This window comes from Paraburkholderia sp. NPDC080076 (genome assembly GCF_050281145.1).
Classification (GTDB): Bacteria; Pseudomonadota; Gammaproteobacteria; order Burkholderiales; family Burkholderiaceae; genus Paraburkholderia.
In genome coordinates this window covers 320,122-342,739 of sequence record NZ_JBNNWQ010000001.1, presented here as the reverse complement: position 1 = coordinate 342,739, position 22,618 = coordinate 320,122, and the positions used below count along the sequence as shown (strand labels likewise).

Sequence of the window (22,618 nt, the reverse complement as noted above, 5' to 3'; positions counted from 1 at the left end):
ACCGACATGGATGAGCAAAAACGCCAAAGCATGATTGCATACCTGCGTCGCAAGATGACGAAGGTTGGTATCAAGGTGGGTGACCTCGCGGCGGCAATTGCCGAAGACAGGGCGCGGCAAAAGTCGGCACGATACCGTAGCGCTTTCGGCGACACCTGGGATGGCAAAGGCGAGATGCCGCAGTGGTTGAAGCAAGCCACGAGTGCTGGGCAGTCATTGGCGCACTTTGCCGTTGAAAAAACGTCGACTTCGGCTAGCCGTTTACGTCCTGCCATCGACTGGAGTCGGGACCCGTTCGCCGGCACGAGGCTGGCCACAGTTCGGCCGTCGTAAGCTGATATCTAGTTGCTGTGCCACGCGCGCTGTTCGATCACGTGACCTCGTAGTCAAAGGGCTGTCGCGGCTAAGTCAGCTTACCAAGCGTATTAGCTCATGCCGCTTCGACAAAGTAGACGATCGTTCAGTTGGGCAGTTCTGTCTTTAATCGGCCGCTGTCGCGCTCCGGCGACGTGCTTCGAGTTCAGCCACCGGTTCAAGCTGTCGCGCACCTGTCGAACACAGATGCGTCGCTCCGGGCGTTCAATGCGAACGTCCGTGGCCTCCGCCACCGCCCCAGTAGCGGCCGCCGCCCATACCTTGCCCGTGGTATCCGTGGCCACCCCAGCTCCCATGACCGCCCCAGCTGCCATGACCGCCCCAACCGCCTCGATATCCGTGCCCCCAGTAGCCGCGGTGGCCCCAGTAGCCATATCGGCCGCCTCCATAGCAGCAACCGCCCCAATAGCCGAAGCTCAATGACACCGATGGTCCCCACCACGCGGGCGAGCCGTAGTACGGATACGGATACGGATACGGGTACGCGACCGGGTAGTACGCAGGCGCGACGAAGACGGGCACGGCTGGTGCGGCATAGGTATTCGTCGATGCAATCGCATCCGACGTAACCGCGCCAGTTGCCGCTGTGTCGGCCACCGAGAACGGATATTGCTGCTGGGCGGCCGGCGCCGGCATAGTGCCGTACGGAACGTAGCCATAGGGCACGTAATAGTAGCAACCGGACAAGGCTGCGGACAGGACCGCCAACGCAACGGCGCCGCCCGCGCGCGACATTGCATCCAGCGTTTTCATGACGTGCTCCAAGGTCTGACGCGACGCAGCACGCTGCGTCACGCCTTTAATACAGTCAGCTTACTCCAGAATACGGGATGCCTCTGCGCCTCAGGGTTCAAGGAGACCACGCATCGGATCCGGGGCGGTGGGCCCCGTCGCGAAAGGTCGGCGATTCACCAGTAGTCGCGGCGGACGGGACCCGCGCGAGGCAAACGATGCTCGCTCCTCGATTCATGAGCGCGTCTATCCGGTTAGACTTGTTTCACCTCAACGCTCGCAAGGTCCACGACATGCCGAATAGCTCGGAAATCAAGGCTCTCCTATTCGACGTCTTCGGGACGGTTGTCGATTGGAGAAGTGGTGTCGCTCGCGATGCCGGTCAGTTTCTCAGCCGCCATGCCGTGCCGATTGACGCATTTGAGTTTGCGGACGCGTGGCGACGCCAATACGCGCCCGCAATGGAGGAGATACGGAGCGGGCGGCGGCAGTTCGTCCGGCTTGACGTATTGCACAGGGAAAACCTGGTCAAAGTCATGACCGACTATGGCGTCGACGTCCGTTCAATTTCCACCGAAGAACTCGATGAACTGAATCACGCCTGGCATCGCCTCGACCCTTGGCCTGATTCCGTCGAAGGGTTGCTGAGACTCAAGCGCCGCTTCATGATCGCCCCGCTCTCGAACGGAAACATCAGGCTGATGATGGATATGGCGAAACGGGCCGCGCTTCCGTGGGACGCCATTCTCGGAGCGGAAGTCGTTCGGGCGTACAAGCCGTCGCCACAGGTCTACGTCGACACCGTCGAAATCCTTGGTTTGAAGCCTGCGGAAGTTTGCATGGTTGCAGCTCATAACGGCGACCTGGCGGCGGCACGTCAATGTGGCTTGAAGACGGCCTTCGTCGTGCGACCCGTCGAACACGGTCCCGGCCAACTGAGCGACCTGCATGCCGAACAGACCTGGGACTTCGTAGCAGCGGATATGAACGACCTGGCTACGAAGCTCGGCTGCCCCACGTAGCACCTCGGATGCCCGCGATGGCATCGTCCTTCTCTTCGCATCCAAAACTCCGGTCCCTAAGCTCGTCGCCGATATTGGCAACCGAGCCGCCCGACCTTTGCGTCCGCGCCTTGAGGGACAGGTTGGGGTCATCCTGCGGCTGACGGCTCGGGAACACCGCTTGCGCGCATCTGGAGTACCTTTTTTTGAAGGAGGTGAATCATGGGCTCAATCAACCCGCAAGGTGACACCCGGCGCGGCGCCGACATCGTCGGCAGCGGTATGGGCGAGGGTCCGGGGCCGGACATCATGGCCGCAGCAACGCTCGACGGGAACAAGGTCATGTCCTCTGATGGCGAACACGTTGGAAAAATTTCAGACATCATGCTCGACGTCAGGAACGGACGCATCGCCTACGCAGTACTTTCAGAAGGCGGCTTCCTCGGAATGGGTTCAAACCTGCATGCCATCCCGTGGAGTGCATTGACTCTCGATACGGACGAGAAGTGCTTCGTCGTCGACATCTCCGCACAGCGCCTGAAGGACGAGCCGGGTTTCGACAAGGATCACTGGCCGTCGATGGCAGACGCGAAGTGGGGAGAGTCGACGTACAGCTACTACAATCGGCAGCCGTACTGGGCCGCGACCCATGAAGTGGTGGAAAACGATCCTGCCATCAGACCGAGCGAGCACTGAACAACAACGGGTAAGCCGTGCCAGGCGGACGGCTAATCTGTCGCTCTAGCTGGCGCTTACGCCACCGCGTCTCACTGCGGTGCGCGTAAGCGCATCGAATAAAGCATCGACGTCAGACCGGATTCAATGCAGGCCGCTCATCGAGCACAGCGGCGACATTGTCGAGTGCCGTAAAACCCATCTGGTCTCGGGTCTCGATCGTGGCGCTGGCCATATGGGGCGTCAGGAACACGTTGTCGAGTCCTGCGAACCGCCTGTCGACATTGGGCTCGTTCCGGTACACGTCCAGACCCGCGCCGAACAGATGCCCCGAAGTCAGCCACGCTCGACAAGAATCGGGTGTTCAAGGTGGTGGAGCGCTGAGGAGTCGTACAGCCCGATCTCCGCTGAAACGGAAAAGTTTCGACGCCATCTGTCGATTTTGCGCGCACTCGTTCGTCGTAGTGTTGAAGGCGCCGAATGCCTTCCGACATAAACCGGGACTCATCGTTTGGACAGGAGAAACGAAATGCGCGTAATGGTCATGGTCAAAGCGACCGCCGAATCCGAAGCAGGTCAAATGCCCAGCACGGAACTCATCGCGGCGATGGGCCGATATAACGAAGAACTGGTCAAGGCCGGGATCATGCTCGGCGGCGACGGACTCAAACCGAGTTCGAGGGGCGTGCGCGTGAGGTTTTCCGGCAAGGACCGGACCGTCGTCGACGGCCCGTTTGCCGAAACCAAGGAGCTGATCGCGGGCTACTGGATCTGGCAGGTGCAATCAATGGACGAAGCGATCGAATGGGTACGCCGCTGCCCGAACCCGATGCCAAGCGAGTCGGAAATCGAAATTCGCCCGTTCTTCGAGGCCGCGGACTTTGGCGAGGCGTTCACGCCCGAGCTTCAGGAAAACGAAGAGCGCCTGCGCCAGCAAATTGAATCCAATCAAGGCAAAAAATAAGGAAACACTCCGCGCGCCCAATCGTTGCCGCCTTCCGTCACACGCCTTCGACGAGAACGGCGCGGTAACGCGCGCCCTTGAACCGGTGCTGCACGACCTCCTGATAGGCCGGGCTGTCGTACCACGCACGCGCGGCCGCCGTCGACGGAAATTCAGCGATTACGACGCCCTCTGGCGCGTCGCCCTCAAGAACCTGCTGAGGTCCGTATGCGGCGAGCAGCTTGATGGGATGACCCTTGAAGGTCTCGCCCACCTTGCTTTGATAGATGTCGAGCTCACTCTGATCCTGCGTGCTTTCTTTCGTGAAGACGATATAAGTCGCCATAAGGTACGCTCCTGAGGTGATGTGAAGATGCGCACGATGATCCTTGCGAGCGTATTGGACCTCGATACGCAGCGTCGGCGCATAGTCGAACTTGCATCCTCCATTCTAACGCCGCGATCGCTATCCCACTGTCGTAGCATGAATCGCCTTGACGACCTCGTCGGTGAAGCGGGTGTCGCCCTCTTCGATGTCCGCGGACAAGCGCACGGTGATCTCCTGCAAGAGCCAACCGTTGCCATCCGGATCGCTGAACGAAGCGTACGAGGCATAACTTTGCCGTTGCGGATTCAGGCCGCTAACCACGCATTTCGCGTCGGCATGGTGGAACACGCCGCCCGTGTCGTGGAATGGCTCGCTGATCTCGATGCCACGACGGAGCAGTTCATTGCGCGCGGCCACGATGTCGGAGACGACGAGGTGAAGCGCCTGAACTGAGCCCGGCGCGGCGGCGGTAACGTTCGTGCCGAACATGACTGAACATGCGGAGCCGGGCGGCGTGTACTGGATCACGCGGTAGTCGTCCCCTGCCTTGAAGTCGAGATCGAGCCGCCAACCCAACTCGCCATAGAAGCGCTTGGCGCGATCGACGTCCGAGACAGGAATCACGACGATCTCGAGCTTCATGTCGAACGCGCCGGCGTCCAGGGTCTCCACTGCGCGTTCGCTCCGCATTGGAATGTTGCTCATGTCTGGCTCCTGAGAGGCGTTGACTACCGGTTCCCCGTTCACGGCTTCGGGTATGTGGAAACACAATATGTGAAAACGCAACGTGAAAACACGGCACGTGACGACACAATCTTTTGCATTGATGCCAGCGTGAAAACAGCAGCGTCGCGGGCATTGCGCCACGGCGCCGCCCGGTCGAACAGCGAAGCGCTGCGCATACCATTGCATGGTCCAGGCAATACCTTCGTGTGATGGCGCGGCGCGGGAGCCGGACCAGAATACAAGCGTTCCTCGCATGCGGCGGCAATGGGAGGCCGCGATGACAGCGTCCTCTTCATCGCGCCCCGGTGGCCCCATCTTCCAGGTCCGCGCGCGCCAATTTCCCCGCAAGGCGAGGACCACGTACACCTGCTCCGAGCAACGACTTTCATCTCAAGCTTGCCCTGCGGCGAAGCCGCGTTTAGACACTGGCCTCAATGAACGGAGACTGCAATGAAAATCCTGTTGGTTTTGACTTCGCACAACGTGCTTGGAGATACCGGCAAGCCGACCGGCTTCTGGCTCGAAGAATTCACGGCGCCCTACTATGCGTTCACGGATGCCGATGCAGAGGTCACCGTGACCTCACCCAAGGGTGGCCATCCACCGATCGATCCCAGAAGCGACGACCCCGACAATCAGACCGACTCGATGCTCCGCTTCAAGAAAGATCCTGCGACCCAGAAGGTGTTGGCCAACAGCGTCAAGCTCGCCGATGTCAAAGCGGCCGACTACGATACGATTTTCTACGCCGGTGGTCATGGCCCGATGTGGGATCTGACCAATGACAAAAACTCGATCGCCTTGATCGAGGATTTCTACAACGCCGGCAAACCGGTCGCCGCAGTCTGTCATGGCCCTTGTGTCCTGCTCAAGGCGACCTACGAGGGACAGCCTCTCGTCAAGGGAAAGCGCGTCACCTGCTTTACCAATGATGAGGAAGAAGCCGTCGGCCTGACCAAGGTCATGCCCTTCCTCGTCGAAGATGAACTCAAGCGTCTTGGCGGCCACTTTGAAAAGGTGGCCAACTGGGCCGTGCTCACCATTGTCGACGGACGGCTGATCACCGGCCAGAATCCGGCTTCATCTGGCCCGACTGCCAAGGAGCTGCTGAAGGTTCTGCAGGCCTAGTCCCAATCGGGCGCGGGCCGCGAAGCCCGCGCATATGTCGGCGACAGGAGTCCCCAATGAACGCAACCACTAACCCCGTTCAGATTAGCGTGGCCCGGCGGTCCGCGGCCTATTGGCGTGTCACGATCGACAACCCGCCGATCAACGTCATGGGGCCGCCAATGGTCCAGCAGTTTCAGGAAGTCATCAACGCGCTCGAAACCGACGAGCATGTGAAGGTCGTGGTCTTCGATAGCGCGGTGGACGGCTACTTCCTGAATCACTCCGATTTCCTGGCCAGGCTCGAGGATCTGACCGCCATGCCGCCCGGTCCCACAGGCTTACCGCAGTGGCCGGACTTCCTCGTGCGCTTGACGCGCGCGCCCGTCGTCTCCATCGCCCTCATCCGCGGTCGAGCGACGGGCAATGGCAGCGAGATCACGCTCGCTTGCGACATGAGTTTCGCCAGTCGGGAAAAGGCGCTCCTCTCGCAATGGGAGGTGGGCGTCGGGATGGTCGCCGGCGGCGGCCCCATGGCCCGGCTGCCCCAGCTCATTGGCCGTAACCGCGCACTGGAGGTGCTTCTGGGTTCTGAAGACCTCCGTGCCGACCAGGCCGAGGCCTATGGCCATGTGAACCGGGCACTGCCCGATGCCGACCTCGACGCATTCGTGGATGCGTTGGCAACCCGGATCGCCGGGTTTGACAAGTGGGCCATCGCCAACACCAAGCGCCTCGTCAACACTTCTCTGCCGCCGGACGTGGAGCTCGGCGCCGGGTGGGACGCGTGCATCGCGTCATTGGGGCGGCCCGCCGCGCAGGAAAATATCAAGGCGCTACTGGCGCGTGGCTTTCACAAGCCGGGCGATGTCGAAGATCGGCTCGGATACTACGTCGGCCAGCTCGCGCACTAAGCCGGCGCGCGAGACGCTCTCTCGCTGCTTTGGAAAAAGCTCGCACGTGGTAGCTGAGAAATCTATCGCGGCGGCGGCATCAGCGTCGCTCGCCCGGATGAATTTCTTTTTCGATAAATGTTTTTTTCGGCGCACATGCCGCCCATCATCGAAAGCCGAATGAAAAAAAGAAATCACGTGGTGGTCATATCGCGTCTCTAACGTCTGCGGCACGGTAAGAGTGACAACTTTGTCGCCGCCGTCCATGGAGACTAAAGAGATGACGCGTGCCCTGTTCCCCGTCACAGCAACTCTGAAAGCGCTCGCCGCCGCGGCGATCATCGGCCTCGCTTCGGCCAGCGTGCAAGCCGACGTGCCCGATCCCACCACGCAGATCACGCAAAGCGGCTACTCGCCCGTGTATGTCGGCGTCGATGCCGAAATGGCGACCGTGCCGTCGAATGCCGCGACTACGGGCGGCAAGCCGACCGTGAGCCGCGCATACGTGATGCGCATCGATTTGCGCGCGCCCGGCGTGAGCGTCGAAACGACCGGGCATAGCGGCCCGCTGATGACGACGTCGGAAACGATTTCGCAATTCGCCGCGCGCACCGGTGTGCGGCTCGCAGTCAACGCGAACTTTTTCGCGCCGTGCTGCGCGACGACGCCGGAGCCGAAGTCGATCATCGGCTTGCTGGTGTCGCACGGCCAGATCGTGAGCCCGCTGACCAGCGACCCGACGCAAAGTGAAGCGGTACTTGCGATCACGCGGCAGGGCCGCGCGTATATCGCCGAAGCGCCGCAGATTTCAGCGCAGGATCTGAAGCTGATCGATACGGCGGTCGCCGGCTCGGCGATTCTGTTGAAAAACGGCCAGGACGTCAGCGCGCAAAGCCCGAACGAAGGCGATCCGCTTAATCCGAATCCGCGCACACTGGTCGGCCTGTCGCAACAGGGGCGCTTTCTCTATCTCGTCGTGATCGACGGACGCGTCGCGGGTTATTCGACGGGCACGACCAACGCGCAATCGGCGCAACTGATGAAGGCGATCGGCGCGGACGACGCGATCAATCTCGACGGCGGCGGCTCGACCGAACTCGTGCGCGCCGACCAGATCGGCGTGCCGTTTATCGTCGATACACCGAGTGGCGGTGCGGAACGGCTCGACGCGTCGGCGATCGGCGTGCATGCGCTGAAGCTGCCGGATTTGCCGGGCCTGCCGTTTTGAGGCATTGAATATTTGAAGCCGCATCAGCAACTTCAAAATGGCCGGGCGCTCACGCGTCCGGCTTTTTTCTTCTACATTTGGGGTAGATTGATCCCGACACTCGCGATCAGTCGAGCCGGTCAGTCGCAAATGATTTTCAGGCACGACACGTCTGGGCATCAGATTTGCTGCTGACTCATCCGGGCGTGCGTAACGTGTCTTCCGACGCTCGCTAACCTGAATGTCCGACACCCCGGCGAATCGATCGCCAATGGTTCCAAATCCTGCTTCAGCCTGCCGCCCGGCCGCGCCGATTGTCGCGGATTGTGGCCGCTCTCGCCATGAGGAGAACGCATGATGCAACAGACCGCCTCCAACACCACGCAACAGAGCGCCGACCCCGACGCAGCCCGAACCAGCCGCCAGCCTTCCGCGAACGCGACAATGCCAGTCGAGTTGACCGTCAACGGCAATCTCTACACGCTGTCGCTCGATCCGCGCACCACACTGCTGGACGCGCTGCGCGAGCATCTGCACCTCACCGGCACGAAAAAGGGTTGCGACCACGGCCAATGCGGCGCGTGCACGGTGCACGTGAACGGACGGCGCGTGAATGCGTGCCTGTCACTGGCCGGCACGCACGCCGGCGACGAAATCACCACCATCGAAGGCATTGGTCAGCCCGAAGCGCTGCATCCGATGCAGGCCGCGTTTGTAGAATGCGACGGCTATCAGTGCGGCTACTGCACGTCGGGCCAGATCATGTCCGCCGTCGCGCTGCTCGATGAAGCGGTCGGGCCGGCCGACGCCGAAGTGCGCGAAGCGATGAGCGGCAATCTGTGCCGCTGCGGCGCCTACCAGAACATCGTCGCGGCAATCCAGCGCGTGCGCGGCCAGTCCTGAGGAGCGCCATCATGGAAATCTTCCAGTTGTCGCGCGCCAACGGCGTGCGTGAGGCGATCGCGGCGGGCGCGGCTTCGGCAACGGCCCAGCAGGGCGCACAAGTGCGCTTTCTCGCGGGCGGCACGACATTGCTCGACCTCATGAAGCTCAACGTCGAGCGGCCGACGCGGGTCATCGACATCAGCCGGCTGCCGCTAGACCGTATCGAAGCACTGCCCGATGGCGGCGTGAAGATCGGCTCGATGGCGCGCAATGCGGACCTGGCACTGCATCCGCTGATCCGCACACCGTATGCGGTGCTGTCGCAGGCGCTGCTCGCGGGAGCCTCGGCGCAATTGCGAAACATGGCGACGACCGGCGGCAACCTGCTGCAACGCACGCGCTGTGTGTACTTTCGCGACACCGCGATGCCATGCAACAAGCGCGAGCCGGGCTCGGGCTGTCCGGCGATCCGGGGATTCAATCGCACGCTCGCAATTCTCGGTGCCAGCGACGCCTGCATCGCGACCAACCCGTCGGATATGAACGTCGCCCTGACCGCGCTCGACGCGACCATTCACGTCGAAGGAACGGACGGCGCGCGCAGCATCGCGATCGACGACTTCTTCGTGTTGCCAGGCGCGACGCCGCAGCGCGAGAACGTGCTCGACGCAGGCGACCTTATCACGCACGTGACCCTGCCGCCTCTACCAGCGGGCGCGCGCTCGGTTTACCTGAAGCTGCGCGATCGCGCGTCGTACGAGTTCGCACTGGCGTCGGCCGCCGTGGTCATGACGCTCGACGGTGGACGCATCGGGCATGTGCGCGTCGCGCTCGGCGGCGTCGGCACACGGCCTTGGCACGCGCTCGAAGCGGAAGCCGTGCTGCGCGGCGCAACGCCCGATGCCGCGACCTTCCGCAAGGCCGCGGACGCCGCGCTAGCGAACGCGAAGCCGCAAAGTCAGAACGGCTTCAAAGTCGAGTTGGCGCGCCGCTGCATCGTCCATGCGCTGACCCAGGCTACGGCCACGCCCTGAACCGCCGATCGAGAGGAACGCCCCATGTCTACCTTATCCGACTCCGTGCTGTCCGTGATCGGCCGGCCTCAAGCGCGTATTGACGGACCGCTGAAGGTCAGCGGCAGCGCCGCCTATACCTCCGATATCGATTTGCCCGATCTGCTGGTTGCCGTGCCGGTGTGCAGCACGATCGCAAGCGGCCGGCTCGTGTCGCTCGACATCGCGGACGCCGAGGCGATGCCCGGCGTACACGCGGTGCTGCATCGAGACAATATCGGCCGCTTCTACCGGCTTTCCGGCAACTCGATGGAGACCGGCTTCGTGGACGAAGCACGGCCGCCCTTCGAGGACGACATCATCCGCTACTACGGCCAGTACATCGCTGTCGTGATCGCGGATACCTTCGAGGCGGCGAGCGCGGCGTCGGCCGCGATCGGGGCCCGCTACGAAATCACGCCGCACGACGTGCGCGACGAATTGGAGGCCGACGACAAGCCAAAGGTCGAGAGCGAGCGCGGCGACCCGGATCGTGCGTTCGACGCCGCGCCGGCGACGCTCGACGCAACCTACGTCACGCCCACGGAAACCCACAACCCGATCGAACTGCACGCGTCGATCGCGGACTGGGACGGTGAGAACTACACATTTTACGAGACCACGCAGGCCATTTCGGTCCACCTGGGCACGCTCTCGCAGATGCTCGGCGTGCCGAAGGAAAAGATCCGCGTGATCTCCCGCTATCTCGGATCAGGCTTTGGGAGCAAGCTGTGGATGTGGCCGCACACGCTGCTCGCGGCAGCGGCGACGCGTCAGACTGGCCGTCCCGTGAAGCTGGTCGTGAGCCGCAAGATGATGTTCCAGAACGTCGGCCACCGCCCCGTGACTCAGCAGCGCATGCGGCTGTCGGCTGAACGCGACGGCAAACTCACCTCCGTGCAGCACGACTACGTCAACCACACCTCGATCGCCGACGAATACCAGGAAAGTTGCGGCGAAGTCACGCCGCTCATCTATAGCACGCCGAACCTGCGCGTGACCTCCGGCCTCGCGCGCCGGAACGTCGGCTCGCCGACGTCGATGCGCGGCCCAGGCGCCGTGCCCGGCCTATACGCAGTCGAATCGGCGATGAACGAACTGGCGCATGTGCTGAACCTCGATCCCGTCGAATTGAGGCTGCGCAACGAACCGCGCGTCGACGAAAGCACGGGTTTGCCGTTCTCGTCACGGCATCTCGTCGAATGTTTGCGCACGGGCGCTGAGCGCTTCGGATGGTCGCAGCGGGCGCCGGGCGTGGGATCGATGCTGCGCGACGGCCTGACTTTGGGCTGGGGCGTCGGCGCTTGTGTCTGGCCAGGCTTGCGCTTTTCCGCGGCTGCGAACGTCGATCTTCGAGCGGACGGCAGCGCCCGCGTGGTATGCGGCACACAGGACATCGGCACCGGCACCTACACGGTGCTCGCGCAACTGGTCGCCGAAGAGACCGGCATTCCCCTCACGCGCATCGAGGTCGGTCTCGGCGATTCGGTGTTACCGCTTGGACCCGTTTCGGGGGGCAGCGCGGCAACTGCATCGGTGATTCCGGCAGTGCTCGACGCGGTGCGTTCGGCCATCAAGCTGTTGCTGTCGCGTGCGGCGGCCGTCGATGGTTCACCGTTCAAAGGCGCCGCCGAAGATGCGCTCGCGTTCAGCGCGGGGCACGTGCATCGCAAGGGCGACGCGCCGGAGCGCGGCGTGCCGTTCGGCCAGATTCTCGAAGCAGCGAAGATGAGCGCGGCATCAGGCAGCGGCAGCGCCCAGGGCGGCTTCGACGATCCGCTCAAGAAACGCTTCTCCATCTATTCCTACGGCGCGCACTTCGCCGAAGTCACGTGGCAGCCGGAGATCGCGCGATTGCGCGTGAGCCGCGTCGTCACGGTGATCGATGGCGGACGTATCATCAACCCGCGCGCCGCCCGCAACCAGATAGAAGGCGCAGTCGTGATGGGCGTCGGCATGGCGCTGTTCGAGCATACGACTTACGACAGGCAGACGGGCGCACCGATCAACAGCAACCTGGCCGATTACATCATCGCGTCGAATGCGGATACTCCCGAACTTGACGTGACCTTTCTCGACCATCCGGATACCGTGTTCAACGAACTCGGTGCTCGCGGGATTGCGGAAATCGGCCTCGCGGGCGTCGCGGCGGCGATTACCGATGCTACCTATCATGCAACCGGCGTGCGCGTGCGGAAGTTGCCGATCATGATCGAAGATCTGCTGGCTGCGGAAATGGCTTGAGGGCAGATGTCGTTGCAACGAGTGGCATGCTTCGACGTAAAGTTCTTCGCGTTGGAAACGCGTGGGATACGCTTGCGGCAATTAAAGGAAGTTTCGGCGCGGCGGCAAGAACCAGGCAAACGGCGAAGGAGGCACCGAGCCGTCGCAGCCATTTCCTAGAAGGATCAACTGCCGCTTCCAATGTTCATTGGAAGTCGTAGCCAGGAAAGCTATCCTAATAGCTTGTCTTCTGATGATCGAAGACGAACCAGGCATCGCACGCCGGGAATCGAAGGGAATGGTTCCGCCCTCCCGTGTGCCGGAGAACGCCATGAAGCCCATGCTCCAAACCCTGCGGGCCGCCGCGCTGGTGACCCTTGCATTGTGTCTCGCCGTCCCAAAGACCTTTGCCCAGGCGGCGCCTGGCGTGGCGGGTTCGTGGTCTTTGGTTTCGTTGACCGCCTCGAGAAGTGGTAGCGAAGTCGAAGTGCTCGGTCCGCACCCGGACGGCCAACTCATCTTCGGCACCGACGGCCGCTATGTTCTGCTCGGAGTTCGCGCAGACTTGCCGAAGTTCGCATCGGGTAACCGCTTATTGGGCACCACCGAAGAGAACCTACTCATCGTCCAAGGCAACTTCGCGCACTTCGGCACCTATACCGTCGATCCGGCCGGACAGGTGATCGTTTTCCACATTCAGAAAAGTACCTTTCCGAACTGGGACGGGGATGTTCAACGACGCCCATTCACCCTCGATGGCGACCGGCTGACCTACATCACGCCTGGGAGCTTCGGATATGGCGCATCGAAAGTCGTGTGGCAACGAATGAAGTAAGCAGCAGAACGCGAGGTTCATAACCTGAACCTCCAGCGGCGAGACCGGAGAACGTAATCGCGTTCAGGTCGCCGTATCCCTTGCTTTCGCGGACCTGGCGCCAAGCGCCGAGTCCGAGTGCGGCGCGCGTCGATCCGTCGTCAGGAATCACAAGGCGAATCTAAAGACCTTTCGTGTAAGCGAATTGTCGTCCATCATATTTAAGCCAGAACGATCATGCACCGTCATCGAAGTCGGCTTGACACGGTGGTGGCTGAACACGTCCCTCCGCAGCGGCGTCCGCTTAAAACGGTAGTTATGCCTGGCGACATCAGGGATTACCATGCTCGACGATTCGCCCCTAATCCGAAAAGAGTCGATGACAGCACACCAACGCTGGACCATTCTGGTCGCCAGTACGGGTGGAGCGCTCGAGGTATTCGATTTCGTTATCTTCGGATTCTTTGCAAGAAGCATCGGCAGCGAGTTCTTTCCGACAGGAACTGGCGTGCCGGCGGAGACGTTGTCGTTCACGGTGCTGGCCATTGGCTACCTTTCCAGGCCGGTGGGCGGCATCCTGCTTGGGCGGTTCGGCGACACGCACGGCCGGCGCCTTGTCTTCGTCTCGTCGGCGATGATCGCCTCCGTTTCGACGCTTCTCATCGGAATACTTCCTTCATACGCGGCATGGGGCGCGCTTGCCCCTGCGCTTCTTCTCATGCTGCGGCTCATCCAGGGTCTCTGCCTGGGCGGCGAGTTGCCAGGCGCCATCGTCTACGCGGTCGAAACCGCGCGCGGCAGGCCTGGTCTTCTGTGCGGCATCGTGTTCGTCGCGGTCAACCTGGCGTTGCTTCTGGCGACGAGCATTAACTTTGCTCTGCAATGGGCGCTCACATCCGCGCAGGTCAATGCATTCGGATGGCGGATTTGCTTCCTGCTTGGTGGAATGGTCGGGCTGTTGAGCTTTGTCCTGCGCCGGACGCTTGCGGAGACCAACGAGTACGCGCAAGCGATCGGCGCCCGGCATCGCGAGCCTCTTGCCGTCCTGTTCCGCAACCATTTCGCTCCCCTGACGACAGGAACCGGCGCGTCTCTGTTGGCGGGTGCGTCGGGTGGCATCTTTATCGGCTTCGCACCAAGTTATCTGCAAAGGCTTCAATACGACACACACCAGATCGCGAGTGCCCAGATGTGGTATCTGGTCGTCGTGGCTGCCTGCATTCTCGTGACATCGCACGTTGGCGACCTGTTGCCGCGCCGTTATGTGTTCAGGTCGGGAACCGTCTTGTCCGCACTTTTCGCGCCCTTCTTCTTCATTGCGGCCACCCGTCACTACGTGAGCCTGCCTGCGCTGTTCCTGATGGCCGGCGTCGTCAGCTCGTTTGCGAACGGAACCTTCGCGTGCGCGATTGCGGAAATGTTCCCCGTCGACGTCCGCTTCAGCGGTGTTGCCACGTCCATGAATCTCGGACTGTCCGCGTCGCTGGGACTGACACCGCTCGCAGCGAATTTCCTCGTTTCGGGCCTGCACTGGATGCCTGCGCCCGCGCTCGTCATTGTGTTGTGCTCGGCGCTCGCGTTCGCGGCTTCATTCGGCATGAAGCGCGAGCGGCGGCGCTTCGACGTCGTCGCTGTGAACCGGAACTCGCGGTGGCAGGAGCGCAGATGAACACGCCAGAATCCGTCCGGATTGCGGATGTCGAACTGAACATCCAGCGCTACGAATTGCGCCGCGCAGGCGAGAAGGTCAGCCTCGAGCGCCTGCCGATGGAGTTGCTGATCCTGATGGCATCGCGCAACGGGGAACTCGTCACGCGTGCGGATATCGTGAGGGCCCTGTGGGGCGCGAACGCGTATCGGGAAACGGACAACTGCATCAATACGGCGATCCGGAAAATCCGCGTCGCGCTGCACGACGATCCGGTCAACCCGCAGCACATCATCACCGTGAAGGGCAAAGGCTATCGTCTGAACAACGTACGGCCCGCGCCGGCTGAATCGGCGCCCGCCCCGCAGGAAGCCGTGCGGATACTGGTATTGCCGTTCGAAAACCAGACCGGCGATTCCGGCCAGAACAGCTTCTGCGACGCGCTGGCCGACGAAACCTCCGCCAGTATCGGCATGCTCGATCCGGAGCACATCCTTGTCATTTCGAGGACGACCGCCGCTCACTGCAGACGGGTGAGCAAGAGTATTGCGGAGATCGCGCGCGAATTGTCGATCGATTACGTGCTGGAAGGCGCGCTCAAGCGGGACGGCACGAGGATTCGCATTCTGGCGCAACTGATCCGTTGCTTCGACCAGGTGCAGATCTGGAGTCGCGCGTATGAGCCGATGACGAGCGGAGCGCTGGAAATCCAGAAAGAGGTTGCAACGGCGCTCGCCCAGGAAGTATCGCCCGCGCTCGCGGAACAGCAACGGCACAGGCTGGCGCGACGTTTGCCGGTCGATCCGGCGGCGCACGACGCGTATCTGCGCGGCCGCTACTACTGGACCCGCCGCGTGCACTTCGATGCGGGGTTCGCCGCGCATCACGCGCTAAGTGACGAGGACTTCGTTCGCGCGCGCGGCTACTTCGAGCTCGCGATCGAACGGGACCCGACTTACGCGCTCGGATATGTGGGGATGTCGAACGTTTTAGGCGCCGCTGCGACGCACGGAGTGTGCGCACCGTCGGAGGGCCACCCGCGAGCGCGGCAGGCGGCGCTGCAGGCCCTGGAACTGGATGCCAATCTTCCTGAGGCTCACCAGGCGCTGGCCGGCGTGCACTACTTCTATGACTGGGACTGGCGCCGGGCAGAGGAGGAGTTCCTCGAGGCATTACGGTTGAACCCGAGCCACGCCGAAACGAGCCGCCTGTATGCGCGGCTCCTGCTGGTGCTTGGGCGAGAAGCGGAAGGCAGAGCGCAGTTCGAGCGTGCCGAGAAAGTCGACCCGCTCGGATTCGAAGGATCACGCGTATTCGGACTCGTGCAGGCGGGCAAATACGACGAAGTGATTCGGGAGTGCCTGAATGCGGGGCATGGCAATCGCTCCCCACTCGTCTATCAGCTACTGGCGACCGCATATGAAGGGCAGGGTCAATACGAGGAGGCCGTCGAAGCGACCGTTGATGCACTAACGCGGTGCGGCGAATTCGCCCGCGCGGAGACTATTCGCACGGTCTGGGAAACCGGGGGTTATAAAAAAGTCCTTCAATGGTATTTGCAGGACCTGATGACGAGACGTCAAAGGCGCTACACGTCGCCGCTTCTGTTCGCGGAAATTTATGCGAGGCTCGACCAGCCGGACGAGATGTTTCACTGGCTCGATGTTGCGCTTGTCGAACATTCGCCGCGCCTGTGCGAACTGCGTACCAATGCATGGTTCAATCGCTACCGGTCGACGGGGCGATTCCGGAACGTCGAGAAGCGTATCGGCTACTGAGCCCGGAGCATAGCCCCATCATTCAACGGACGGGCCCCGGTCGGAACCGTAGCCTGCCCCGTTACGCGCGACGAGTGTATTCGCGGGCACTCATCGTGCGGGACGGCAGTCGCGCGAAGCTGTTGTGCGGCGCTCAGTGGTGGCGGAACGTACTAGTCCCGAAACGGCTTTGGTCCCCGGATTGCAGGGCGTTCAGGTCCGGATAGGTCTGCCGCGCCGGACTCATTGCCATTCCTGTTTCACCCCTCGACGCGTCGGTGACGCCACCGACATCCTGAACGGCCGGTGCGGTTCCCGATGGTACTGGTTTGTCTTGCGCCCACGCTTGTCCCAGGAACATGCCGATCGCGCAGAGGGCAACGATTCGAAGCGTTTTCATGTCAATTTCTCCTATCCACAAGTGCGGAAACGGTCAGTGCATGACCGGCCTTAGGGCGATCCCGGACGGTGCCCGCGAGGATGCGGCGTCGGGTTGCTATCGCTGTGTCAATCCTGCGATCACAGCGTTCTTTGCACCATCGACCCAGTCTAAAGAAATTGTTAACACGGGCCAGATTGCGGATCAGCGGAGCGCTGCCGCGCAGCGTGCTCGTTTAAGGCGAGCGTGAATCTGGCGGGATCCCAGTCCTCGTCAAGTGCGCGGTGCATGAGTTCCTGTTGGCTCTCCGGCGCCAACCCGCCGACCGGCGGGTCGCGGTCGAGGTTGGTAGGGAACGGGTATCCCTCGGCGCAGGATGCGATTGCCGCGGCGGCTTCCGTGTCACTTATCCGCCCCGATGCGCGGCGCTCGCGCAGTACCGGATAAACCGCCTCGCACATTCTCCTGCGGTCGAGCACTTCCATTGCCCGGCCATAAGCCGACGAGACCTGCAAGAGATTCGCCATGCGTTGAATGTTCGTGGTGCGATTTTCGCCGGCCGCATGGAACAACGCGGGATTGAAAAACACGGCATCGCCCTTGGAGAGCGGCAGCTGGACGAAATGGGCTTCGAAATATTCCCGAAAATCGGCTCGGCGCCACGCCAGATATCCCTCGTCGTATCGCTGCGAATACGGCAGGAGCTTCGTCGGACCGCTCTCAACCGGCATGTCGCTATGCGCCACCGCGCCCTGCAGGGTGAGGAAGGCGGACATCCGATGCACGTGCGCAGGATAGCGTTCGGCCTTTTCAACCGTCTGGAAGCCGAGGTGGTAATCGCGATGCGCTTGTTGAGCAGCGCCGCCGGGGCGCACTACATTGACCTGTGACGTCATCTGGTAGGACGGTCCAAGCCACGCTTCCGACGCGATCATCAACATCGGATTTGAGAAATATTGCGCGAATACTTCGGGTGCTCGCAGGCAGAGCTTTTCCTGGGCGTTCCAGATCCGGTCATTCGCGCCCGCCTTGGCGAAATGGTCTGCCACACGCGATCCTTGCTCGCGCTCACTGCGAATAATCGATTCGAAGACGGCCGTCGCATCGTCGACAGGTCCGGTATCGGCATATGCCCGCCGAAGCACCAGCACCCCTGCGCCCTCGTGAAGGACGCGAGCCCATTCCGCCTGCAACTGGGCTCTCTCGGACGCATCGTGTGTCATGCCATCGAGTTGCTGACAGTCGTAAACGGGAATGCGCTGTGTGATTTCCGCCGCATAGCGCGTCGAGCCGTTGTCATCGCCTTCCAGCAGAGCGACGAATTCATTCAAAGCGCAGTCGCGTTCGCGGTACCAACTCTGCCCTCGCTCTTCGATGCGATCCTCGCTGTGGCCCATGTCTCTCTCCCTCTGTACGTCACAGCATAGCGCCATGGACTGCCAACGGGGTATCATTAATCCATCAAAAACACCTCAAATCCGAGGGATCCGCCGTGGTTCACCACGTTCTTATCACGGACATAGCGCTACAGGCCGGGGGCGGGGTGGCAACAGTCGACCATGTACTCAATGGCCGCGCACACGCTCGTGAACATGCGCGCAAGCGCGTCGAGCAAGCAATCAAGGAGATCGAGAAGCAGGAACTACAGTTGTTTATCTGATCGAAGCTGTACATCGCAGGGCCGGCAATCCATGAGAGCGTTTGCCGCCCCGCGATAGCGTCGTGAAACATTTGATTCCACTCGACTAGCTTATGTTGCCGCCGCTCGATTTTGCGTTCGCAAGCTTCCTGACCGCCGCAGAGACACCTGCACCATAGGCCGGATCCGCAAGCCGGCAATGTTCGATATGCAGCTGAACGACCGGGTCCGACACACCCTGCAGTGCGCGCGCGGTGTTCTCGAACAACACTTGCTGTTGCCCGGGTGACATGTTGCGGAACAGAGCGCCCGTTTGCGAGTAGTAGTCGTCGTCGACCCGATGATTCCAGTGATCCGCGGCGCCTTCCAGGCTCAGCGGCGGTTCGCGGTAGTCCGGCTGCTCGACCCACTCGCCACGCGTATTCGGTTCGTAGGAGATCGTGCCACCCTGGTTACCGTCAGTACGTCCTTGACCATCCCGGTGATAGCTGTTGACGTAGCTCGCTCCCCTCGGCGCATTCACCGGAATCTGCGCATAGTTGACGCCCAGACGATAACGCTGCGTATCCCCGTAAGAGAAGAGTCGCCCTTGCAGCATCCGGTCCGGCGAGAAGCCGATTCCCGGTACGATGTTCGACGGCGCGAATGCAGCCTGCTCGACATCCGCAAAATGGTTGTCGGCGTTTCGATTGAGTTCCATCTCGCCAACTTCGATCAACGGATAATCAGACTTCGGCCATACCTTCGTGAGGTCGAACGGATTGATGCGGTACGAACCCGCTTGCTTCTCGGGCATGATCTGCACGAACAGCGTCCAGCGCGGGAAATCTTTGCGCTCGATGCTCTCATACAGATCGCGCTGATGTGATTCGCGATCCCGGCCAACCAATGTCTCGGCCTCAGCGTCCGTCAGATTCTTGATACCTTGCTGCGTGCGGAAATGAAACTTGACCCAGAAGCGTTCATTTGCCGCGTTGATAAAGCTATACGTGTGGCTCCCAAAGCCGTGCATATGACGGAAAGAACTGGGCAGGCCGCGATCGCTCATGATGATCGTGATCTGATGCAACGCCTCGGGAAGCTGGGTCCAGAAATCCCATTGGTTCTGTGCGCTACGCATGCCCGTGCGAGGATCGCGCTTGATCGCATGGTTCAGGTCCGGGAACTTCAACGGGTCGCGAAAGAAGAACACTGGCGTGTTATTGCCGACGATGTCCCAGTTGCCTTCTTCGGTATAGAACTTCAATGCAAAGCCGCGAATGTCGCGTTCGGCGTCGGCCGCGCCGCGTTCGCCGGCAACCGTCGAGAAGCGCGCGAACATTTCCGTGCTCTTGCCGACCTTCGAGAAAATCTTTGCGCGCGTATATTTCGTGATGTCGTGCGTCACAGTGAACGTGCCGAATGCGCCTGAACCCTTCGCGTGCATCCGCCGCTCCGGAATGACTTCACGATCGAAGTGCGCCAGTTTTTCGAGGAGCCACACATCTTGCAACAACGCCGGGCCGTTCGGGCCCGCGGTCTGGATGTTCTGATTGTCGGCAACAGGCGCGCCAAATACCGTAGTCAACTTCCTCTTCATATTCATGTTCCTATCCTCGCATTGGGGTGATGAAAACCGATGCAAACAGTTGCGAATCGCAACCATCGTTTGACGATTCAAGAATAGCAGCGCTGTGCATCTGCCATGTTTGGAATTATTTACTGATTGGATAACAGAATACTAAGTTCCTGATGCCAGCTCATACGTCGAATAAGGACAATCTACGTGGGAAAACTGCCAGCACGGTTGCAGACCGTCTCGCGTAGCCGATAGTCGCGACTTATGGAAGCGCTAGAAAATACGACTTGGACCCGAAGCGCGGAATTGGCGATGATTGGTCCACAGGGTGAATCGCAAATCGATGACATCGCCCAACCCTCAAATAGATCCGAGGGCCAACCTTCAGGTGACGCGAAATGTATGCTGACATCTCTATTCGGAAAACGTCCCCGGCCGTTTCAATGCCTCGCGCGGCAGTTTTGCTGATCAACCTCGGTACACCAGACGCACCCACTGCGCGTGAAGTACATCGTTATCTTGCGGAGTTCCTCTCCGACCCGCGCGTGATCGAAATGCCGCAATGGCTTTGGCAGCCCATTCTTCGCGGCCTCGTGCTTCCATTCAGGAGTCACGCGGCGGCGCGCCGGTATGAATCCATCTGGATGCCCGACGGATCGCCGCTCCGCGTGCATACCGAACAGCAGGCCACCGCACTTCGAAGATGGCTGACCGAACGTGGACAGCAGGTGCGCGTCGCTTACGCGATGCGTTACGGCACGCCGAGCATCGCGGGAGAACTCGATCGTCTGATCCGGCAGGGCTGCGATCGCATTGTGATCTTGCCGATGTATCCGCAGTACGCGGCATCGACCACCGCCACTGCCTTCGACAAGGTGGCCTCCGCGTTCGCACAGATCCGCAATCAACCGGAGGTGCGTTTCATCAAACAGTACTTTGCAGATTCACGCTATATTTCCGCGCTCGCCGACACCGTACGGCGGCACTGGTATGTGCACGGACGCCCCGACTTCAACCGCGGCGATCAAATGCTTCTGAGCTTTCACGGCTTACCGCAACGCGCTATCGAGCGTGGCGACCCTTACCACGCGCAATGCCTCGAGACGGGCGCACTGCTTGCCGAGGCGTTGAGCCTTGACGCACACCACTGCAGAGTGACGTTCCAGTCGGAGTTCGGAAGACAGGAGTGGATCGGACCACATACCGCGGAAACACTGGCTGAACTCGGCGCGTCCGGCACGCATCGCGTAGATGTCTTTTGCCCGGGCTTTACTGCCGACTGTATCGAAACCGTCGATGAAATCGGCGTTGAAGGGCGGGACACGTTCCTCAAATGGGGCGGCAGGGAGTTCCATCGGATCGATTGCGTGAACGCGTCAGCGCCGTTCATCGATGCACTCGGGGAGCTTACACTCGACCAGTTGAAGCACTGGAGCGGCGTCGTCACACAATCCCGCCGGAAGGAAGAAGTCACGATCTCTGACATGGGCGCCGCATCATGTCTTACGCTTTGATTCGTGCAGGTTGCGCGCGGTCCACGTGCAGGCCCACGCACCCTGTATTCAATTTCTAATAGACTGCAGGAAATAGTGCTCCGGCAACGCAATGCCAAGGCCCAGCCGCGCCGCTTCCCGATACACATGCCCGCCCACCGCCGCAAACTGGACGCCCCAATTGCCCACTGTGTAATAGAAGGTGATCTGCCGGGCATCCGTGCGGCCCGGCGCGCGGCCGGTTATCACTTCGGTGTAAACCGGCCAGCCGGTCGTATCCACTCTTTCTCCGCGTGACACGGGCAAACGCGCCCGCTCCTCGCCGCTTCCACCGATAAACGCATTCGGGCTGCCCGACACGCGCTGGCTGAAGCGTTCACTCTCCTCCATCGGCAAGCGTTCACGGCCTTGCGCGATGCACACGTCGAAGCGGTTTGCGACACTGGTGTCGAATTCACGCGGCGTGAGCGCCACCACGTGCATGCCCGGTTCCAGCCAGTCGGCGTCGATGACGGGCGTCATGCTGTCGGTGCAGGTGGCGACGATGTCGGCGCCGCGCACCGCCTCTTCGGCCGAGCCGACAGCTTCGACCTCGATCCCAAGTTTCGCCGCCATGTCCCGCGCAAATCGCAAACGGTTCACCTCGCGACGGCTGAAAACGCGCACGCGCCGAATCTCGCGTACCGCCACCAGCGCCTCGAGAAACGTTTCGGCCATGCCGCCCGAGCCGATCATGCCGACGGTGTGCGCGTCCTCACGCGCAAGCAGCCGCGTGCCGAGTCCCGCCGCGCCGCCCACGCGCATGTGTTGCAGGTGGCCGTCGTTGAGCATCGCGAGCGGCTTGCCGTTCTCGGTACTGAACAGCATCACCAGCCCGCAATACGTGCCCGGCTCGACGCAGTACTTCTGCTCGCTGCCCGCGCGGCCGTCGGCGTCACGCGGCCACACCATCACGTCCGATTTCAGACGCACCGCCAGAATGCCGTCGGTCGCGCCATCCACCGAGCCGAAACGGTAATAGCTGTCGTCGCGCTGCGTCGGCACATAGGTGTCGATACGTGGACGCCCAATCGACGCGCCACCCGGCAATCCGGCAAACGCGCGTTCCTGCACGTCGATGCAATCGCGCATCGTCAGCACGCGCGCGACACAGTCGTTATCGATAAGCAGCATCTAGTGAGTC

General features: G+C 61.5%; 23 protein-coding genes and 1 pseudogene. 16 read left to right on the top strand and 8 right to left on the bottom strand.

Going from position 1 to position 22,618, the window contains the following annotated elements; genetic code table 11:
* The first annotated feature begins 6 nt into the window (after positions 1-6).
* Entirely contained in the window at positions 7-333 is a 327-nt protein-coding gene (locus ACQKRQ_RS01545) for an H-NS family nucleoid-associated regulatory protein (protein WP_132378436.1), read from the top strand.
* 246 nt (positions 334-579) lie between these two features.
* Here the strand turns inward: ACQKRQ_RS01545 and ACQKRQ_RS01540 are convergent, their stop codons facing one another.
* Complete coding sequence (locus tag ACQKRQ_RS01540; RefSeq protein WP_427474786.1) at positions 580-1,128, bottom strand: hypothetical protein; 549 nt, start codon at positions 1,126-1,128, stop codon at positions 580-582.
* A 272-nt stretch (positions 1,129-1,400) separates the two neighbouring features.
* Here ACQKRQ_RS01540 and ACQKRQ_RS01535 point away from each other — a divergent pair, with 272 nt between their 5' ends.
* Together ACQKRQ_RS01535 and ACQKRQ_RS01530 are read left to right on the top strand one after the other, a co-directional pair.
* Positions 1,401-2,129: a haloacid dehalogenase type II gene (locus tag ACQKRQ_RS01535; RefSeq protein WP_427476037.1), complete on the top strand. Its 729-nt coding sequence runs from the start codon at positions 1,401-1,403 to the stop codon at positions 2,127-2,129.
* 201 nt (positions 2,130-2,330) lie between these two features.
* Positions 2,331-2,804, top strand: a complete 474-nt coding sequence (locus tag ACQKRQ_RS01530; RefSeq protein ID WP_132378442.1) for a PRC-barrel domain-containing protein — start codon at positions 2,331-2,333, stop codon at positions 2,802-2,804.
* A 112-nt stretch (positions 2,805-2,916) separates the two neighbouring features.
* Here the strand turns inward: ACQKRQ_RS01530 and ACQKRQ_RS01525 are convergent.
* A pseudogene (locus tag ACQKRQ_RS01525) lies at positions 2,917-3,123 on the bottom strand (NAD(P)-dependent oxidoreductase); the annotation flags it as partial.
* Positions 3,124-3,312: 189 nt separating this feature from the next.
* Here ACQKRQ_RS01525 and ACQKRQ_RS01520 point away from each other — a divergent pair.
* Complete coding sequence (locus tag ACQKRQ_RS01520; RefSeq protein WP_427474785.1) at positions 3,313-3,747, top strand: YciI family protein; 435 nt, start codon at positions 3,313-3,315, stop codon at positions 3,745-3,747.
* A 37-nt stretch (positions 3,748-3,784) separates the two neighbouring features.
* On the opposite strand, the gene ACQKRQ_RS01515 is transcribed toward ACQKRQ_RS01520, so the two are convergent.
* Positions 3,785-4,072, bottom strand: a complete 288-nt coding sequence (locus tag ACQKRQ_RS01515) for a DUF1330 domain-containing protein (RefSeq protein ID WP_427474784.1) — start codon at positions 4,070-4,072, stop codon at positions 3,785-3,787.
* A gap of 120 nt (positions 4,073-4,192) precedes the next feature.
* Positions 4,193-4,759, bottom strand: coding sequence for a VOC family protein (locus ACQKRQ_RS01510; RefSeq protein ID WP_427474783.1), 567 nt, complete (start codon positions 4,757-4,759; stop codon positions 4,193-4,195).
* Between the two features lie 69 nt (positions 4,760-4,828).
* Here ACQKRQ_RS01510 and ACQKRQ_RS01505 point away from each other — a divergent pair, with 69 nt between their 5' ends.
* From ACQKRQ_RS01505 to ACQKRQ_RS01460, 10 genes are all read left to right on the top strand, one after another.
* The gene (locus ACQKRQ_RS01505; protein WP_408429493.1) at positions 4,829-4,990 is read left to right on the top strand and encodes a hypothetical protein; all 162 of its coding nucleotides are present in this window, start codon (positions 4,829-4,831) and stop codon (positions 4,988-4,990) included.
* 240 nt (positions 4,991-5,230) lie between these two features.
* Entirely contained in the window at positions 5,231-5,908 is a 678-nt protein-coding gene (locus ACQKRQ_RS01500; RefSeq protein ID WP_427474782.1) for a type 1 glutamine amidotransferase domain-containing protein, read from the top strand.
* Between the two features lie 56 nt (positions 5,909-5,964).
* A complete protein-coding gene (locus ACQKRQ_RS01495; protein ID WP_427474781.1) occupies positions 5,965-6,801 on the top strand; it encodes an enoyl-CoA hydratase/isomerase family protein in 837 nt (278 codons plus the stop codon).
* Positions 6,802-7,060: 259 nt separating this feature from the next.
* Positions 7,061-8,008 (top strand): phosphodiester glycosidase family protein, encoded by a 948-nt coding sequence (locus tag ACQKRQ_RS01490; RefSeq protein ID WP_427474780.1) that lies wholly within the window; start codon positions 7,061-7,063, stop codon positions 8,006-8,008.
* A gap of 333 nt (positions 8,009-8,341) precedes the next feature.
* Complete coding sequence (locus ACQKRQ_RS01485; RefSeq protein ID WP_427474779.1) at positions 8,342-8,890, top strand: (2Fe-2S)-binding protein; 549 nt, start codon at positions 8,342-8,344, stop codon at positions 8,888-8,890.
* A gap of 11 nt (positions 8,891-8,901) precedes the next feature.
* Positions 8,902-9,906, top strand: coding sequence for an FAD binding domain-containing protein (locus ACQKRQ_RS01480; protein ID WP_427474778.1), 1,005 nt, complete (start codon positions 8,902-8,904; stop codon positions 9,904-9,906).
* 24 nt (positions 9,907-9,930) lie between these two features.
* Positions 9,931-12,168, top strand: coding sequence for a xanthine dehydrogenase family protein molybdopterin-binding subunit (locus ACQKRQ_RS01475; protein ID WP_427474777.1), 2,238 nt, complete (start codon positions 9,931-9,933; stop codon positions 12,166-12,168).
* A gap of 310 nt (positions 12,169-12,478) precedes the next feature.
* Positions 12,479-12,982: a lipocalin-like domain-containing protein gene (locus ACQKRQ_RS01470; RefSeq protein ID WP_427474776.1), complete on the top strand. Its 504-nt coding sequence runs from the start codon at positions 12,479-12,481 to the stop codon at positions 12,980-12,982.
* Positions 12,983-13,340: 358 nt separating this feature from the next.
* A complete protein-coding gene (locus ACQKRQ_RS01465) occupies positions 13,341-14,630 on the top strand; it encodes an MFS transporter (protein WP_427474775.1) in 1,290 nt (429 codons plus the stop codon).
* The gene (locus ACQKRQ_RS01460; RefSeq protein ID WP_427474774.1) at positions 14,627-16,387 is read left to right on the top strand and encodes a winged helix-turn-helix domain-containing protein; all 1,761 of its coding nucleotides are present in this window, start codon (positions 14,627-14,629) and stop codon (positions 16,385-16,387) included. The genes ACQKRQ_RS01465 and ACQKRQ_RS01460 overlap by 4 nt, the downstream gene beginning before the upstream one ends.
* 133 nt (positions 16,388-16,520) lie before the next feature.
* Here ACQKRQ_RS01460 and ACQKRQ_RS01455 read toward each other — a convergent pair whose 3' ends face one another.
* Entirely contained in the window at positions 16,521-16,766 is a 246-nt protein-coding gene (locus ACQKRQ_RS01455; protein WP_132378464.1) for a hypothetical protein, read from the bottom strand.
* 161 nt (positions 16,767-16,927) lie between these two features.
* Positions 16,928-18,142 (bottom strand): phytanoyl-CoA dioxygenase family protein, encoded by a 1,215-nt coding sequence (locus ACQKRQ_RS01450; protein ID WP_427474773.1) that lies wholly within the window; start codon positions 18,140-18,142, stop codon positions 16,928-16,930.
* Between the two features lie 95 nt (positions 18,143-18,237).
* On the opposite strand from ACQKRQ_RS01450, the gene ACQKRQ_RS01445 reads away from it, so the two are divergent.
* Positions 18,238-18,405 carry a LacI family DNA-binding transcriptional regulator gene (locus tag ACQKRQ_RS01445; RefSeq protein ID WP_427474772.1) on the top strand — a complete coding sequence of 56 codons (168 nt, stop codon included), beginning with the start codon at positions 18,238-18,240 and terminating at the stop codon, positions 18,403-18,405.
* A gap of 85 nt (positions 18,406-18,490) precedes the next feature.
* Here the strand turns inward: ACQKRQ_RS01445 and ACQKRQ_RS01440 are convergent, their stop codons facing one another.
* Entirely contained in the window at positions 18,491-19,969 is a 1,479-nt protein-coding gene (locus ACQKRQ_RS01440; protein WP_427474771.1) for a catalase, read from the bottom strand.
* Between the two features lie 371 nt (positions 19,970-20,340).
* On the opposite strand from ACQKRQ_RS01440, the gene hemH reads away from it, so the two are divergent.
* Positions 20,341-21,456 carry a ferrochelatase gene (gene hemH, locus ACQKRQ_RS01435; RefSeq protein WP_427474770.1) on the top strand — a complete coding sequence of 372 codons (1,116 nt, stop codon included), beginning with the start codon at positions 20,341-20,343 and terminating at the stop codon, positions 21,454-21,456.
* Positions 21,457-21,504: 48 nt separating this feature from the next.
* Here hemH and ACQKRQ_RS01430 read toward each other — a convergent pair whose 3' ends face one another.
* Positions 21,505-22,608, bottom strand: a complete 1,104-nt coding sequence (locus ACQKRQ_RS01430) for an ornithine cyclodeaminase family protein (RefSeq protein ID WP_427474769.1) — start codon at positions 22,606-22,608, stop codon at positions 21,505-21,507.
* Positions 22,609-22,618 lie beyond the last annotated feature (10 nt).

Bases quoted from the DNA above. Each gene is read 5' to 3' on its own strand.
- ACQKRQ_RS01545 (WP_132378436.1), top strand. From the start codon at position 7: ATGGATGAGCAAAAACGCCAAAGCATGATTGCATACCTGCGTCGCAAG.
- ACQKRQ_RS01540 (WP_427474786.1), bottom strand. From the start codon at position 1,128: ATGAAAACGCTGGATGCAATGTCGCGCGCGGGCGGCGCCGTTGCGTTG.
- ACQKRQ_RS01535 (WP_427476037.1), top strand. From the start codon at position 1,401: ATGCCGAATAGCTCGGAAATCAAGGCTCTCCTATTCGACGTCTTCGGG.
- ACQKRQ_RS01530 (WP_132378442.1), top strand. From the start codon at position 2,331: ATGGGCTCAATCAACCCGCAAGGTGACACCCGGCGCGGCGCCGACATC.
- ACQKRQ_RS01520 (WP_427474785.1), top strand. From the start codon at position 3,313: ATGCGCGTAATGGTCATGGTCAAAGCGACCGCCGAATCCGAAGCAGGT.
- ACQKRQ_RS01515 (WP_427474784.1), bottom strand. From the start codon at position 4,072: ATGGCGACTTATATCGTCTTCACGAAAGAAAGCACGCAGGATCAGAGT.
- ACQKRQ_RS01510 (WP_427474783.1), bottom strand. From the start codon at position 4,759: ATGAGCAACATTCCAATGCGGAGCGAACGCGCAGTGGAGACCCTGGAC.
- ACQKRQ_RS01500 (WP_427474782.1), top strand. From the start codon at position 5,231: ATGAAAATCCTGTTGGTTTTGACTTCGCACAACGTGCTTGGAGATACC.
- ACQKRQ_RS01495 (WP_427474781.1), top strand. From the start codon at position 5,965: ATGAACGCAACCACTAACCCCGTTCAGATTAGCGTGGCCCGGCGGTCC.
- ACQKRQ_RS01490 (WP_427474780.1), top strand. From the start codon at position 7,061: ATGACGCGTGCCCTGTTCCCCGTCACAGCAACTCTGAAAGCGCTCGCC.
- ACQKRQ_RS01485 (WP_427474779.1), top strand. From the start codon at position 8,342: ATGATGCAACAGACCGCCTCCAACACCACGCAACAGAGCGCCGACCCC.
- ACQKRQ_RS01480 (WP_427474778.1), top strand. From the start codon at position 8,902: ATGGAAATCTTCCAGTTGTCGCGCGCCAACGGCGTGCGTGAGGCGATC.
- ACQKRQ_RS01475 (WP_427474777.1), top strand. From the start codon at position 9,931: ATGTCTACCTTATCCGACTCCGTGCTGTCCGTGATCGGCCGGCCTCAA.
- ACQKRQ_RS01470 (WP_427474776.1), top strand. From the start codon at position 12,479: ATGAAGCCCATGCTCCAAACCCTGCGGGCCGCCGCGCTGGTGACCCTT.
- ACQKRQ_RS01465 (WP_427474775.1), top strand. From the start codon at position 13,341: ATGACAGCACACCAACGCTGGACCATTCTGGTCGCCAGTACGGGTGGA.
- ACQKRQ_RS01460 (WP_427474774.1), top strand. From the start codon at position 14,627: ATGAACACGCCAGAATCCGTCCGGATTGCGGATGTCGAACTGAACATC.
- ACQKRQ_RS01455 (WP_132378464.1), bottom strand. From the start codon at position 16,766: ATGAAAACGCTTCGAATCGTTGCCCTCTGCGCGATCGGCATGTTCCTG.
- ACQKRQ_RS01450 (WP_427474773.1), bottom strand. From the start codon at position 18,142: ATGGGCCACAGCGAGGATCGCATCGAAGAGCGAGGGCAGAGTTGGTAC.
- ACQKRQ_RS01440 (WP_427474771.1), bottom strand. From the start codon at position 19,969: ATGAATATGAAGAGGAAGTTGACTACGGTATTTGGCGCGCCTGTTGCC.
- hemH (WP_427474770.1), top strand. From the start codon at position 20,341: ATGTATGCTGACATCTCTATTCGGAAAACGTCCCCGGCCGTTTCAATG.
- ACQKRQ_RS01430 (WP_427474769.1), bottom strand. From the start codon at position 22,608: ATGCTGCTTATCGATAACGACTGTGTCGCGCGCGTGCTGACGATGCGC.